Genomic DNA, 15,049 nt, shown 5'->3' with positions numbered 1-15,049 from the left:
CTGGGCCTCAAGCATCCCTAAGCAAGTCATGGGTATCCAGCAAGCGATAAGCCACCTGCGGATTGCGCTCCAACCCACGCCGTATAGCCGCCGGAATCGACTGGCGGGTCTTGCGGCATAACCCAGGCTGGTCATCGAGTTCGATGACTATCCCGCGCATGGTACGCACCTCGTTGTAACCGGGCGCGATATGCAGCCGAATGCCCAGGTTCTCGTACAGCCTGGCCTGCAAGCGCTGCAGGTCTTCAAGGTCCTTGAGGTTTTCCAGCCGCTCGATCAGGCGCTTCTCCTCCTGGCGGGTGAGCAGGAGGATGCGCTGGGCCGCAGGCGGCTGCGCGGCCAGGTGCTCGCGGCCGCAGTCACAGGCGCCAGGTGGGCAAGGTTGGCGTAAGGCAAGTGCTGTGCTCATGGGCCAAGCATAGCGCGTCGCGGCGAAAGAGCGTGCGCCAACCGCTTGCGCAAAATTGAGCGCCGCCCCCAAAACCGCGCCTGCTCAATGCCCCGCTGAAGCCGGCCCCGCCTTGGCAGCAAACGGCGGCTTGGCCAACCACACCAGCAGAATCAGACCGGCAAACACCCAGCCCATCAAGGTGAAGTAATCCACCGTCGACATCATGTAGGCCTGCCCGTTGAGTATCTGCTCCAGCTGCGCATAGCTTTGCGGGTTTGCCCCGCCCAGTTGCTCCAGCGTGTGCCGGGTCGCCGGGTCGAACTGGCTGATGTTCTCGCTCAGGTAGGCATGATGCTGGTCCGCCCGGCGGATCCAGATCCACGTGGTCAACGACGCCGCAAAACTGCCGCCCAACGTGCGCAGGAACGTCGCCAGGCCAGACCCGTCGGCGATCTGATGCGGCGGCAGGTCCGACAGCAGAATGCTCAAGGTCGGCATGAAGAACAGCGCCACACCAATCCCCATGAACAGCTGCACCAGGGCAATGTGCTGGAAGTCCACCTCGTTGGTGAAGCCCGCGCGCATGAAGCAGCTGGCACCGATGGCCAGGAACGCCAACCCCGCCAGCACCCGCAAGTCGAAACGCTGCGCGTACTTGCCCACGAACGGCGACATGATCACCGGCAGCAGGCCGATCGGTGCCACTGCCAGGCCTGCCCAGGTGGCGGTGTAGCCCATCTGCGTCTGCAGCCACTGGGGCAGGATCAGGTTGATGCCGAAAAAGCCTGCGTAGCCCCCCACCAGCACAATGGTACCGATGCGGAAATTACGGTGCGCGAACAGCCGCAGGTTGACCACCGGGTGGCGGTCCGTCAGCTCCCAGATGATGAATATCGCCAGGAACACGACCGAGATCAGGCTGCCGATAATGATGAACGACGACTCGAACCAGTCCAGGTCATTGCCCTTGTCGAGCACCACCTGCAATGCGCCCACACCGACAATCAAGGTCAGCAGGCCGATGTAGTCCATGGGCTGGCGGCTGGTCACCACCGGCCGTGCGCGCATCTGCTGGCGCACCACTGCGGCAGCGAACAAGCCGATCGGCACGTTGATGAAGAAGATCCACGGCCAGCTGTAGCTGTCGGTTATCCACCCGCCCAGGATCGGCCCGGCAATCGGCGCCACCACCGTGACCATCGCCAGCAACGCCAGTGCCATCCCCCGTTTGGCTGGCGGATAGACGGCAATCAGCAAGGTCTGGGTCATCGGGTAAAGCGGCCCGGCCACCACCCCCTGCAGCACACGAAAGCCCACCAGCTCCGGCATCGACTGCGAGATACCGCAGAGGAAAGACGCCAGTACGAACAGCAGCGTGGCCCAGATGAACAGCTTGACCTCACCGAAGCGCCGGCTGAGCCAACCGGTCAGCGGCAATGCGATGGCATTGCTCACCGCAAACGAGGTGATCACCCAGGTGCCCTGCTCGGAACTCACCCCCAGGTTGCCGGAAATGGTCGGCAAGGCCACGTTGGCGATGGTGGTGTCGAGCACCTGCATGAACGTTGCCAGCGACAGGCCTATGGTGGTCAGCAGCAGGCTCGGCGGGGTGAACTGCGCCGCAGCATTGTTGCTCATCGTTGCGCCGTCTTGCCAGGGGCGCTGTTGTCGTGGATCAGCCGAGCGATCAGATGGTCAGCTTCGTCCAACTGACGGTCGTACACCTGGGTGGTGTAGCTGGCCTGCTGCGGCGGCTGTTGGGCCAGGGCCGGGCCGCTCTGATCGTGCAAGTCGACCTCGACCACCGTGGACAGGCCAATGCGCAGCGGGTGGGCCTTGAGCTGGTCCGGGCTGAGGTGAATGCGCACCGGTACACGCTGGACGATCTTGATCCAGTTGCCGGTGGCGTTCTGTGCCGGCAGCAAGGCGAACGCGCTGCCGGTGCCGGCGCCCAGGCTGTCGACGGTGCCGCTGTATTTCACGTCGCTGCCGTACAGGTCGGCGCTGATTTCCACGGGTTGGCCGATACGCATGTCGCGCAGCTGGGTTTCCTTGAAGTTGGCGTCGATCCACACCTCGTCCAGCGGGATGACTGCCATGGTCGCGGTGCCCGGCTGCAAACGCTGGCCGAGCTGCACGGTACGTTTGGCGACGTAACCGGTGACTGGCGCCACCAGCGTGGTGCGTGCGTGGTCCAGGTAAGCCTGGCGCAGGTCGGCGGCGGCGGCCATGACCTCGGGGTGCGAAGACACCACCGTGTCGTCCACCAGCGCCGTGCTGGTATTGAGCTGCTGGCGCGCGCTGTTGACGGCGGCCTGGGCCACGGTCAGGTCATCGCGGGCATGGGAGATTTCTTCAGCAGCGATCGCACCGCTGTCAGCCAGCACCTTGCGCCGGTTGTAGTTCTGCCGGGCCTTCTGCAACTCGGCCTGGCGTGTCTGCAACTGGGCCTTGAGGGAATCGACGTTGCTGTACAGGCCACGCACCTGGCGCACCGTACGGGCCAGCTTGGCTTGCGCGGCCTGCAGGGCCACCTCGCTGTCGGCCGGGTCGAACTGCAACAGCACCTGGCCAGCATGCACCAGGTCGCCGTCATCGGCGCCGATGCTGGTGACGGTGCCGGTGACCAGCGGGGTGATCTCCACCACATTGCCGTTGACGTAGGCGTCGTCGGTGCTTTCGTGCCAGCGCCCGATAAGGCTGTACCAGGCCCAGGCGCCAGCGCCGGCAAGCAGCACCACCAGCAACAGGCCAAGCAGCCAGACTTTGCGCTTGCGCGACGGTTCGGGTGCGGCGGAGGGAGTTGAGGTGTCTGCGTTATTGGCCATGACAATACCTTGGAATATGAAACAGGAATCAACGATCGCCGAAGCGGCGGATCGTCAGAGGGTCGCCGGCACCGAGCAGGACCTTGGCCAGCAGGCCTTCAAGGGTCTTGAGCTCATCAGTCTGCAGCACGCCGACCAGTTCGTTCATCGCCGCCGCGCCGATCTGGGGCAAGCGGTCGGCCAGGCGTTGGCCTTCGGCGGTCAGGGCCAGGCGTACCTGGCGACGGTCGTCGGCGCAGCGGTTGCGCAAGATCAGGCCCTTGTGCTCGAGGCGGTCGAGCATGCGGGTCATCGAGCCGCTGTCCAGGCCCAGGTAGCGGCACAGCTCGGCCGGCGTATCCACCTGGTACTGGGTGACGATGATCAACACTTTGAACTGCGCGGCGGTCACGCCTTCTGATTCGAGGTGCCAGTCGAGAATGCGGTCTTTGAGGATCGCCGCACGGCCTAGCAGCATGCCGATGGCGCAGGACTGGAAGTTTTGCGGGGTGAAATGGGACATCGGCAGCAGCTCGGGCAATTGTGTAAAAATATTACTGCCTAGGCAGCAAATGTCAAAGCTTTCATTAGGGTGCTATGGGAATAGCCTTGGGACACACGGCAGGTGGGTGCCGGGAAGGGTTCTCAAACGCTGGAAAATCCGGGCGAAACCGATCAAAACACACATAACTGATAGTCATTCGCCATTACCTTGGTTCTCGGGAGGCCCCTCGCAGGGGTAGAATGCGCAAAACCCGGAGCCGCAATGAACCAAGACCGCCTCAGTCCCAGCCCAGACGATGCCATCACCGACGCCGCCGCGCAGTGGTGCATGCGCCTGCACGCCGACGATTGCACCCAGGCCGAGCGTGAAACATTCGCACGCTGGTTGGCAGCGGACCCGCGCCACGCTGATGAATACCAGGCGATGCTGGAAATCTGGCAGACCGCCGACCTGCTGCCGCGCAACGCCACGGTCATCGATTTCAACCCGCCTGTACGCACTATGGCGCGGCAACGCCGCCACTGGCGGCCCATGGCCTCGGCAGCAGCCATCGCCCTGCTGGTGTTGCCGCTGGCGGGCTGGGTTGGCTGGGAGCAAGGCTGGCTACCCAACCACTACCAGCACGTTGAAGCAGGCGATCAGGCGCGGACCGTGCAGCTGAGCGACGGCAGCACGGTGGAGCTCAACCTCAACACCGAACTGACCTACTTCAACTACAAGGACCAGCGCCAGGTCACGCTCAAGCGAGGCGAAGCGTTCTTCAAGGTGCAGCATGACAGCACCCACCCCTTCATCGTCCGTGCCGGCCACGGCCAGACCCGGGTCACTGGCACCCAGTTCAACGTGTGGAAGTATCAGGACCAGGTCAAGGTCACCCTGGTACAGGGTTCGGTGCTGGTCAGCAGCGACGGCAGCACCGGCGGCTACCGCCTTGGCCCAGGCATGCAGGCCAGTTATCGCACCGGCGACTTCGAGCCGCAGTTGGCCCAGAGCGAAGACTATGGCAACAGCCTGGCCTGGCGCAGCGGCAAGCTGGTGCTCGACAACCTCAGCCTCGAACAGGCACTGCCAGTGATCAACCGCTACCTCGATGCGCCCCTGCTGCTGGCCGATGCCAGCACCGGCCGCATCCGCATCAGCGGCATCTACAACACCCGTGAAGTCAAGCGCCTGGTGGACAACCTGCCCAAGGTGCTGCCGGTGTACCTGACCCGCAGCAAGGACGGCAGCACCGTCCTCAACCGCATTTCCCCGCCGCCCGACAAGGGCTGATGCGCTAGAGCGTCATCGCCGCCAGCCAGCCAAACGCCATCAGTGGCAGGTTGTAGTGGATGAACGTCGGTACCACGGTGTCCCAGATATGGTGATGCTGGCCATCGACGTTGAGCCCCGAGGTTGGCCCAAGGGTCGAGTCCGATGCCGGCGAGCCTGCATCGCCCAGGGCACCGGCGGTGCCGACGATGCACACCGTGGCCAGCGGGTCGAAGCCCAGCTGCACGCACAGGGGCACGAAGATCGCCGCCAGAATCGGCACCGTCGAGAACGACGAACCGATGCCCATGGTCACCAGCAACCCCACCAACAGCATCAGCAAGGCACCCACGCCCTTGCTGTGGTCGATCCATTGCGCCGAGGTTTGTACCAGGCCGTTGACCTCGCCAGTAGCTTTGAGCACCTCGGCGAACCCCGAAGCTGCGATCATGATGAACCCGATCATGGCCATCATCTTCATGCCTTCGGTGAACAGGCCGTCGGTGTCTTTCCAGCGCACGATGCCCGACAGCGAGAAGATCAGGAAACCGACCATGGCGCCTATGATCATCGAGTCCAGCCACAGCTGGACGATGAACGCCGCAGCGATCGCCAGCCCCGCCACCAGCAGGGTCAGCGGGTTGTACTGCACGCTGGCCTGCTCGACCTGCTCGATGCGCGCCAGGTCATAGTCACGCTTCTTGCGGTAGCTGAAGAACACCGCCAGCAGCAAGCCGGCCAGCATGCCCGCCGCCGGAATGGCCATGGCATGGGTGACGTTGACACCGCTCACGTCCACGCCTGCGCGGGCAACGTTGGCCAGCAGGATCTCGTTGAGGAAGATGTTGCCAAACCCTACCGGCAGGAACATGTACGGCGTGATCAGGCCAAAGGTGATCACGCAGGCGATCAGCCGGCGGTCGATGCGCAGACGGGTCAGCACGTACAGCAGCGGCGGCACCAGCAGCGGGATGAAGGCGATGTGGATGGGCAGGATGTTCTGCGACGACACCGCCACCACCAGCATCAGGCCGATCAGCAGCCACTTGACCTTGCCGCCGCTGGCATGGCCCTGGCGGTCGATCATCGCCAGCGCACGGTCGGCCAGGGCGTGGGCCAGGCCGGACTTGGCAATCGCCACGGCAAAGGCGCCGAGCAAGGCGTAGGACAACGCCACCGTGGCGCCACCGCCCAGGCCGCCGTTGAAGGCCTTGAGCGTGCCCTCGATGCCCAGGCCACCGACCAGGCCACCGGCCAGGGCGCCGATGATCAAGGCGATGACCACGTGCACGCGCGACAGGCTGAGTATCAGCATGATGCCTACCGCGGCAATCACTGCATTCATGGTTTGGCTTTCCTCGTAGCTGCAGACAAAAAGCGCGCACTCTGCAGCACTGGCGCACAGATGTCAAAAGCGCCAGGCGGCGGCGTATTACGCGGGCCGGCAAATTTAAATTGAATGTTTGAATAAAGAAAAAACCGGGGCCGCCGATATAGCAGAGGGATTGAGCCCCACCCAAGATCCAAAGCCAAACCCTTACCCTCAAAAAAGGGACGCCCCATGCCTTTGCGACAACTTTCCATCCAGTGGAAGATCACCCTGCTTGCCGGCCTGTGCCTGGCCAGCATCGTCACACTGCTCGTCGGCCTTTCGCTGTACCGCATGGACCACAGCTCGGACCTGGTCAAAGCCAGCAGCGAGAAGATGCTCAGTGAGGCAGCGCAGGCGCGCATTGAGTCGCAAGGCGAGGTCCAGGCCTTGAACATCAGCCGCCAGTTCATGGATGCCTACCAGTACGGCGCCGGGTTCGCCCGCCAGGTGCTGTTCCTGCGTGAACAGGCGGAAAAGCGCTTCCTGGATGCCTACGACCTGCGCGAAGACATGACCCGCCAGGTTCGTGCAGCCCTGCAGGCCAACCCCGACCTGCTGGGCCTGTCACTGGTGTTCGAACCCAATGCCCTGGACGGCAAGGACAGCCTCTTCACCGGCCAAGCCGAGCTTGGCAGCAACGAGACCGGCCGCTTCGCCCTGTACTGGTCGCAGCCGCGCGTGGGCCAGCTGACCGCCATGGCCCTGCCCGAGCACGACATGGCCAACACCGAGATCGGCCCCAGCGGCCAGCCCGCCAACACTTGGTGGGTGTGCCCGCGCAGCAGCGGCAAGGTCTGCGTGGTGGAGCCATACTTCTACGACATCGACGGCCACCGCGTGCTGATGACCAGCATCGTGTTCCCGCTGGCGGTCAACGGCAAGGTGATCGCCACCTTGTCCATCGACATCAACCTCAACAGCCTGCAGGCCCTGAGCCAGGAAGCCAGCCGCAGCCTGTACGAGGGCCGCACCACGGTCGGCATTCTCAGCCCCGTGGGCCTGCTGGCCGGCTACAGTGCCGATGCCAGCAAGCTGGCCCAGCGTTTCGACCAGGTCGACACCAGCAAAGGCGCCGAACTGGTACGCAAGCTGGCCGAAGGTAAATTGAGCGTCCACCACGACCAGCAACGCCTCAAGGTACTCGCGGCGTTCCAGCCGATCCCTGGCGCCCAGCCATGGGGTGTGCTGCTGGATGTGCCGGAAAACGCCCTGACCGGGCCGGCCGAGGCGCTGAAACAAGAGCTCGACGCCCTGAACACCAGCGGCACCCTGCTGGAGCTGGGCCTTGGCCTGGGCGCTGCGATTGCCGGCCTGCTGCTGGTGTGGCTGATGGCCCGTGGCGTGACCCGGCCGATCCTCGGGGTGGCGGCCATGCTCAAGGACATCGCCAGCGGTGAAGGCGACCTCACCCGCCGCCTGACCTATGACAAACAGGACGAGCTCGGCGAACTGGCCGGCTGGTTCAACCGCTTCCTGGACAAACTGCAGCCGACCATCGCCGAGGTCAAACGCTCGGTGCAGGCGGCCCGCAGCACCGCAGACCAGTCCTCGGCGATTGCCACGCAAACCAGCGCCGGCATGGAACAGCAATACCGCCAGGTCGACCAGGCGGCCACCGCCTCGCACGAAATGAGCGCCACGGCCCAGGATGTCGCCCGCAGCGCCGCACAGGCTGCACAGGCCGCCCGTGAAGCAGACCAGGCGACCCGCGAAGGCCTGGCGGTGATCGACCGCACCACCCGCAGCATCGACACACTGGCAGCAGACATGAGCCATGCGATGGCCGAGGTCGAAGGGCTGGCCCACAACAGCGAGAAGATCGGCTCGGTGCTGGAGGTGATCCGCTCGATCGCCGAGCAGACCAACCTGCTGGCACTCAATGCCGCCATCGAAGCCGCCCGTGCCGGTGAGGCCGGCCGTGGCTTCGCCGTGGTCGCCGATGAAGTGCGCAACCTGGCCCAGCGCACCCAGGAGTCGGTGGAAGAAACCCGCCAGGTCATCGAAGCCCTGCAGGCCGGCACCCGCGAGGTGGTCGGCGCCATGGACAACAGCCACCGCCAGGCCCAGGGCGGTGTGGAGCAGGTCGGCCAGGCCGTCACCGCGCTGCAGCGCATCGGCCAGGCCGTGACCGTGATCACCGACATGAACCTGCAGATCGCCTCCGCCGCCGAAGAACAGAGCGCAGTGGCCGAAGAGATCAACAGCAATGTCGCGACCATCCGCGATGTCACCGAGTCGTTGTCCGGGCAGGCCAACGAGTCGGCGCGGGTCAGCCAGTCGCTCAACAGCCTGGCCAACCAGCAGCAGGGGTTGATGGACCAGTTCCGCGTCTGACGGGTGCTTCTCATCGCTGGCATGGCTACGCAAACATTCCAGCGATGAGGCCTGCAACAGCTGACATGCAGCGGGGTGCCTGTGGCCGGGTTGCCGGCGACAGGATCGGGCTGCATGAGGTGAGTGAATGTCAGGTCCGATCACCTCCATGATCATCCCCGACATCATGATTGACCCCATCATCAGCACCATGCCCTACGCCGTGGGCCTCACCCACACCATGACTGGCTTCGTGATTCGCTTCATGGTTGGCCCCATCATCCGCCCCGTTGCGGCCACTTTCACCGCGACCTGAGCTAGCATGACCGCCGCCATCACCGCTGTGGCCGCTACCGCCGTGGCCTGCGCCACTGCCACCGCTGCCGCCTCCATGCCCCCCACCGCCGTGACCGCCGCCTCCGTGACCTCCCCCACCGCCGTGGCCACCACCACCGCTACCCCCACCGTGGCCGCCACCACCGCCACCACCGCCACCACCGCCACCATGGCCACCACCACCACCACCACCACCACCACCACCATCCTTCGCATACGCATTCGAAGTATTGCCGATAGTGTCAGGCACCAATACCGCCGAAGCCGACAACACAGCCCCGATGGCCAAAGCCAACAAGCATTTCCTGAGCATGATGATCCTCCGCTTGGAGTTGCACAGATTGCTTGCGGCAACCTGTGTTTTGCGGCCCCCCATGGGGCGACCTGCCAAACCAGCGCGACCATCCATCAGTAGCGGTGAACGTGATCCTTCAGGGCCTGCTGGCCTAATGTTGCAGAATGTTTCTCAAGTAGTGAGCGTAGCCGGCTGCCGGGCTTCTTGCCCGCGATCCATCCAAATGCTAAACGCCAGAATGGGCGTAACACCAAGGCTGCAAGGCCTCGGTAACGGCCGTCTCGCCGGGGACCGAATCGGTGCCTAGGTGGGGGTGCATGGCCGCTACTGTCCATTGCGCTTTACGCTTGACCGAAGAAGTGCCGTGGTTGACGATCGGCTCTTCCCGGAAAAGGACTACAGCATGCTACGGATATTGGGCAGGGATTCTTCCATCAACGTGCGCAAGGTCCTCTGGGCCTGCATCGAGTTCGATATTCCCTTCGAGCGCGAAGACTGGGGCGCAGGCTTCCAGCCCACCGACACGCCCGCCTTCCTGGCCCTGAACCCCAACGCCATGGTCCCAGTGATTCAGGACGGCGACTTCACGCTGTGGGAATCCAACACCATCATCCGCTACCTGGCCACGCGTTATGGCGATGCACTGGTGTACCCCACCGAGGCCACGGCCAGGGCCAGGGTGGATCAATGGATCGACTGGCAGGCCTCGGACCTGAACCGCTCGTGGAGCTATGCGTTCATGTCGCTGGTGCGTCACTCACCCGCGCACCAGGATGCCCAGGCGCTGGCCGCCGGCTGCGCAGACTGGTCGCGCCATATGCGAATCCTCGAGCAGCAGTTGGCTGCGACCGGTGCTTATGTGGCCGGTGACAGCTTTACGCTGGCCGATATCCCCATCGGGCTTTCGGTCAATCGCTGGTTCGAAACGCCCTTCGAGCACCCTCACCTGCCGGCGGTGCGGGATTACTACCAACGGTTGAGCGAGCGTGCAGGCTTCCTGGCCCATGGGCGCAACGGGATGGCGTAGGGACAGCGTCAACCACGCATGCCGGCCAGCAACATGGCCATGAACATGCGCACTTGCGTGCGGTGCGCAGGCATGTCCAGCGTCTCACTGCTGCACAGGCGCAGCAGTTGCAAGTGCCCATAGTCGTTGATCAGAAACGCCGCATAGCCGACATCCAGGTCGGCCCGCAGCTTGCCGCTGTCGCACAGGTCTTGCAGCAGGTGCTTGAGCTCCTCGACCAATGCGTCGTTGACCCGCTTGTAGGCAGCGGGCAACGCCTGCTGGTCACCGCCCAGCAGCGGCAGCAAGGGCGGCAGGATCTCGCGCCATAGCGGCGCGGGCAGCACCGCGAAGGCGTAGTCGGTGAGGTGCTCCTCGTAACAGCACAAGGCATCCAGCGCATCGTCGAATTCGGGCAGGCGGCGGCGCGCCTGGGTGACGGCGCGGTGGTCCGCCTCGCGCAGCTTTTCCAGAAGAATCTCCTGTTTGCTGCCGAAGTAGGCGAATACCGTGGGCACAGACACCGCCGCCAGGCGCGCGATCTGCTCCATGGTGGTGGTCTGGTACCCCTGCGCCTCGAACAGGCCCAGCGCCGTACGGCTGATCGTCTCCCGGCGCATGGCCTTCTGCTGTTCGCGTAATCCGCTCACGTCACTACCTTTGTCGAACCCGATTGTTCGGGTAAGCCAGCATACAACATCCCCGAACCGGTAAATTATTTTATTGACTAAAACTTTTTATCGACGCAAAACTAGCGCGGCATTTTGACCCAGGGAGTCGCCATGACCGCCGCTGCAGACCTCATCATCCATAACGCCCGCATCTACACCGTCGACCCGCACCAACCCTGGGCCGATGCCGTGGCCATCCAGGGCGAGCGCATCCTGCGCGTGGGCGACAACGCCAGTGTCATGGCCCATGCCGGCCCATCCACCCGTTTGCTGGATGCTGACGGCAAACTGGTGCTGCCTGGCTTCGTTGAATCGCACTGGCACTTTTCCAGCACCGCGTTCGCCTTCCAGGCCCTGGTCAACCATGAAGACCCGCACCAGGTGCTGGCCCTGCTCAAGCAGTACGTCCAGGCCAACCCCACCGAGAAGGCCATCACCGGCATGGGCTGGATACAGCCGCTGATGCCGGCCGACATGCTGCGCCGTGAAGTGCTGGACGCCATCTGCCCAGACAAACCGGTGTGCCTGTTGTCCACCGACTACCACACCATGTGGGTCAACAGCTTTGCCCTGCAAGCGGCGGGCATCGACCGCGACACCCCCGCGGTGGAAGAAGGCGCCAGCTGGTTCGAGAAAGACCCGGTCACCGGCGAACCCACTGGCATCATCATCGACTGCGCGGCTTACTCGCTGCTGATGCAACGTTTGAGCGAGGCTGGCTACCTGCCGACGGGGATCGACCTGTACCTGCGTTCGATCCCGTTCTGGCAAGAGAAGCTGGTGGCTGCCGGCATCACTACGGTATTCGACGCAGGCTTCCTCGACCCCAGCGGCGACCAGGCGCTGCTGTATGAAACCCTGCAGCAACTGGAACGCGAAGCTCGCCTGAAGCTGCGCGTGGTGGGCAGCTACATCAACATGGGCACCGAACCCGACCCGGTCATCCAGCTGCAGGCCCTGCGCCAGCGCTACGACTCGCCGCTGGTGAAGGCGCAGACCCTCAAGCTGATGCTCGACGGCACCGAGCTGAACCACACCGCATTCCTGCTCGAACCCTACTGCGACAAGCCCCACAGCTGTGGCTCGACCACCATGCCCGAGGCGGTGTTCGAAGAGCATGTACGCAACGCCGACGCCAACGGTATCGACGTGATGGTGCATGCGGTGGGTGATGCAGCGGTGCGCATGGCCCTGGACGTGTTCGAACGCACCTTCGCCTGCAACCCGCCGCGCGACCGACGGCATGTGATCACCCACGCCTTCCTCACCCACCCCGACGACATCCCGCGTTTTCGCCGCATTGGCGTCATGGCCAACACCCAGTTGCAGTGGGGCGTGGTCGATGCCTATGCCGAGGCGATCCAGCAGTCGTACGGGTTCAAGCGTTGGGCCTCGATGTACAAGTTCCGCACCTTCATCGACCAGGGTGTGACCGTGTCCATCGGCATGGACGGGCTGGTGTGCCAGTGCCGCTGCCAGCACAAACCGGTGGAGCACATCGAGTCGGGCCACACCCGCCAGCTCAGCGGCGAGCCCGATGCACCGGTGATGCCTGATGCCAACGAGCGCCTGAGCATTCCCCAACTGATTGCCGCTTACACCCTCAACGGCGCCTACCAGTTGGGCCTGGAAAAAGAGATTGGCTCGATTACCGAGGGTAAACGGGCAGACATCATCATCATGGAGCAGGACCTGTTCGAGCTGGACCGCTACCAGATCGGTAAAACGGACGTGGCCATGACCTTGATGAACGGCCGTATCACACACGATGCAGGCACCCTCCCCCACGCCTGATCCGAGCGCTGCGGCCTGCGGGCCGCACTACCTGCTTCACCCGGGAAACCCTCGATGCACAACAATAAAAATACCCTGCTTCTGCGTGCCGCCCTGATCTACATCGCCGCCACGGCGCTGATCATCATCGGTGTGCAACCGATTTTCATTGGCCTGGTCGGCGAACGCCTGCACCTGGACCTCAGCCAGCAAGGCTGGGTGCTGTCGGTAGAAATGATCGGGACTTTGCTCGGCAGCCTGCTGCTGCCCGGACTAGGGCGGCGCTTTGGCGGCCGGAGCTTCTACGTGGCCTGCGCGCTGGTGGCGATGGCATTGAACCTGCTCAGTGGCGCGCTGGACTCACTGCCGGCGCTGATCGCCTGCCGCCTGGCCTGCGGCGTGGCCACGGGCCTGTTGTATGCCGGGGCGATCAGTGGGCTGGGGCGCCTGCCCGGGCAGGACCGCTCGTATGGGCTGTCGCTGCTGATTCAGACCGCCGTGTTTGCCCTGTACGCCACCTGCATGCCGCAATTGGCTGAGGTATCTGGCAACCGTTGGGCGATCGCGTCGATCGGCTTCTGGTTCGTATTGATCGCCCTGGCAGCGCTTGCCATCCCCACCCGGATGCATCGCGAGGCGCCCCGGCAACTGGCGCAGGGCGGTGGCGGCTCGGCCATGCTCGGGCGCTATGCCTTGCTGGGGATGCTGTGCTTGCAGCTTGCCATCTACTGCATCTGGGGCTTTGTCGACCCGCTGTCGCGTGAGCGTGGGATCGCGCCGGTGGACGTGGGCTGGGCGTTCGGCCTGGGGATACTCGGCGGCTTGCCCGGCGGGGCGCTATCCAGCGTGCTTGGCGGGCGAGTACCGCGCGGGCCGATGATCGGCTTCGGTTCGCTGCTGGTGTTGCTGTCGATCGTGCTGCTGGCGCGCTACAGCCACGATGCACAACAGCTTTGCGGCGCATTGTTGCTGATGAACTTTGGCTGGGTACTGGCGCTGACCTACTACATGGGCGCAATCGCCACCAATGACCCACAGGGCACGCTGACCCCGTGGGTGAGCACTCTGCAAGTGGCGGCTGCGGCTGCGGCGCCGGCATTTGTCGCCGTGCAGCAGCAGAGTGCGGGACGGGAGATGATTTTCGTGAGTGCCGGGGCGGCGATCGTGCTGGGCTTTGCGCTCAAGTGTGCGGCGGGAGTGGTTCATCGCAGGACCAGGCCGGCGTAACGGCTGAAGCTCGACAGGCACCGGCTTCGCCGGTGATCGCCGGCAAGCCGGCACACACACGAGGTACGGCGCCGGCCATAAGGCATGGCATCCAACCCGTTTCACCACCTTGCGGGGCACTGGCTTATCCAATTTCTACAGCTGACGCCACTCCTGTAGGAGCCGGCTTGCCGGCGATCACCGGCAAAGCCGGTGCCATACACCGCAGCGCCTGCATCACCAGCAAGGGCGATGCTGCATTCTGCCGCAGGATATCGGACATACTTACCTTGCCAGGCCGTGGTATGGCCGCAGACTGCGCAAAGCTGACAACACAGGATGCTGCTGCGCAGGGAACGTCTGCCCTGCGCAGCCCTCCCACAGTAATGCAGGGCGAACCGCGCGCTGCCCATTCATGTTTGGAGAACAGGCTCAGATGAAAAAGATCCTGATGGTGCTGACATCCCACGATCAGTTGGGCGACACCGGCAAAAAAACCGGCTTCTGGCTGGAGGAGTTCGCCGCACCTTACTACGTGTTCATCGACACCAACGCAGACGTCACGCTCGCCTCGCCCAAAGGCGGGCAGCCGCCGCTGGACCCCAAGAGCGACGAGGACGATGCGCAAACCGACGCGACCCGGCGTTTTCGCAGTGATACCGAGGGGCAGATGGCATTGGCCGACACAGTACCGCTGAGCGAAATCGACCCTTACGACTTCGACGCCGTGTTTTATCCCGGTGGCCATGGGCCGCTTTGGGACTTGGCCGAGGACAACGATTCCAAGACGCTGCTCGAAGCCTTCTATGCGTCCAACAAACCGATTGCCGCCGTGTGCCATGCGCCGGGTGTGCTCAAGAACGTCAACGCGCCAGACGGCCATCCTGTGGTCAAGGGCAAGAAAGTGACCGGGTTCGCCAACAGCGAGGAAGACGCGGTCGGACTGACCGATGTGGTGCCATTTCTGGTCGAGGACATGCTCAAGCGCAATGGCGGTGAGTATTCCAAGGGCCCGGACTGGGCAAGCCATGTGGTCGAGGACGGGCACCTGATCACCGGGCAGAACCCGGCATCGTCCGAGGCGGTGGCCACGGCGCTGCTCAAGCGCCTGGCAAGCGAATAG

The 15,049-nt window shown here is 63.9% G+C and carries 13 protein-coding genes; 6 read left to right on the top strand and 7 right to left on the bottom strand.

Annotated features, from left to right (window positions below; genetic code table 11):
• Nucleotides 1-7 precede the first annotated feature (7 nt).
• The 4 genes from JOE27_RS01850 to JOE27_RS01835 all read right to left on the bottom strand — a co-directional run bounded on the left by JOE27_RS01850 (nt 8) and on the right by JOE27_RS01835 (nt 3,721).
• The gene (locus tag JOE27_RS01850) at nt 8-409 is read right to left on the bottom strand and encodes a hypothetical protein (protein WP_046785622.1); all 402 of its coding nucleotides are present in this window, start codon (nt 407-409) and stop codon (nt 8-10) included.
• A gap of 84 nt (nt 410-493) precedes the next feature.
• Complete coding sequence (locus tag JOE27_RS01845; RefSeq protein ID WP_046785623.1) at nt 494-2,029, bottom strand: DHA2 family efflux MFS transporter permease subunit; 1,536 nt, start codon at nt 2,027-2,029, stop codon at nt 494-496.
• Nucleotides 2,026-3,219 (bottom strand): HlyD family efflux transporter periplasmic adaptor subunit, encoded by a 1,194-nt coding sequence (locus tag JOE27_RS01840; RefSeq protein ID WP_119688743.1) that lies wholly within the window; start codon nt 3,217-3,219, stop codon nt 2,026-2,028. The genes JOE27_RS01845 and JOE27_RS01840 overlap by 4 nt, the downstream gene beginning before the upstream one ends.
• A 28-nt stretch (nt 3,220-3,247) precedes the next feature.
• Nucleotides 3,248-3,721 (bottom strand): MarR family transcriptional regulator, encoded by a 474-nt coding sequence (locus tag JOE27_RS01835; protein ID WP_204917688.1) that lies wholly within the window; start codon nt 3,719-3,721, stop codon nt 3,248-3,250.
• Nucleotides 3,722-3,964: 243 nt separating this feature from the next.
• Between JOE27_RS01835 and JOE27_RS01830 the strand changes: the two genes are divergently transcribed.
• Nucleotides 3,965-4,975 (top strand): FecR family protein, encoded by a 1,011-nt coding sequence (locus JOE27_RS01830; RefSeq protein ID WP_177010267.1) that lies wholly within the window; start codon nt 3,965-3,967, stop codon nt 4,973-4,975.
• A gap of 4 nt (nt 4,976-4,979) precedes the next feature.
• On the opposite strand, the gene JOE27_RS01825 is transcribed toward JOE27_RS01830, so the two are convergent.
• Complete coding sequence (locus tag JOE27_RS01825) at nt 4,980-6,299, bottom strand: Na+/H+ antiporter NhaC family protein (protein ID WP_125922854.1); 1,320 nt, start codon at nt 6,297-6,299, stop codon at nt 4,980-4,982.
• 216 nt (nt 6,300-6,515) lie between these two features.
• On the opposite strand from JOE27_RS01825, the gene JOE27_RS01820 reads away from it, so the two are divergent.
• A complete protein-coding gene (locus tag JOE27_RS01820) occupies nt 6,516-8,660 on the top strand; it encodes a methyl-accepting chemotaxis protein (RefSeq protein WP_119688740.1) in 2,145 nt (714 codons plus the stop codon).
• A 195-nt stretch (nt 8,661-8,855) separates the two neighbouring features.
• Here JOE27_RS01820 and JOE27_RS24965 read toward each other — a convergent pair whose 3' ends face one another.
• Nucleotides 8,856-9,197, bottom strand: coding sequence for a hypothetical protein (locus JOE27_RS24965; RefSeq protein ID WP_204917686.1), 342 nt, complete (start codon nt 9,195-9,197; stop codon nt 8,856-8,858).
• 476 nt (nt 9,198-9,673) lie between these two features.
• Between JOE27_RS24965 and JOE27_RS01810 the strand changes: the two genes are divergently transcribed.
• Nucleotides 9,674-10,297, top strand: a complete 624-nt coding sequence (locus tag JOE27_RS01810) for a glutathione S-transferase (RefSeq protein ID WP_125924836.1) — start codon at nt 9,674-9,676, stop codon at nt 10,295-10,297.
• Nucleotides 10,298-10,305: 8 nt separating this feature from the next.
• Here JOE27_RS01810 and JOE27_RS01805 read toward each other — a convergent pair whose 3' ends face one another.
• A complete protein-coding gene (locus tag JOE27_RS01805; RefSeq protein WP_161872443.1) occupies nt 10,306-10,926 on the bottom strand; it encodes a TetR/AcrR family transcriptional regulator in 621 nt (206 codons plus the stop codon).
• Nucleotides 10,927-11,058: 132 nt separating this feature from the next.
• Here JOE27_RS01805 and JOE27_RS01800 point away from each other — a divergent pair, with 132 nt between their 5' ends.
• From JOE27_RS01800 to JOE27_RS01790, 3 genes are all read left to right on the top strand, one after another.
• A complete protein-coding gene (locus tag JOE27_RS01800) occupies nt 11,059-12,741 on the top strand; it encodes an amidohydrolase (protein WP_161872444.1) in 1,683 nt (560 codons plus the stop codon).
• A 54-nt stretch (nt 12,742-12,795) separates the two neighbouring features.
• A complete protein-coding gene (locus JOE27_RS01795; RefSeq protein ID WP_204917684.1) occupies nt 12,796-13,947 on the top strand; it encodes an MFS transporter in 1,152 nt (383 codons plus the stop codon).
• 415 nt (nt 13,948-14,362) lie between these two features.
• Entirely contained in the window at nt 14,363-15,049 is a 687-nt protein-coding gene (locus JOE27_RS01790; RefSeq protein WP_115275188.1) for a type 1 glutamine amidotransferase domain-containing protein, read from the top strand.

The organism is Pseudomonas sp. M5, from assembly GCF_016907075.1.
GTDB lineage: Bacteria > Pseudomonadota > Gammaproteobacteria > Pseudomonadales > Pseudomonadaceae > Aquipseudomonas > Aquipseudomonas putida_E.
Note: the sequence above shows the minus strand (reverse complement) of the source record. Positions and strands in the feature narration are given on the sequence as shown.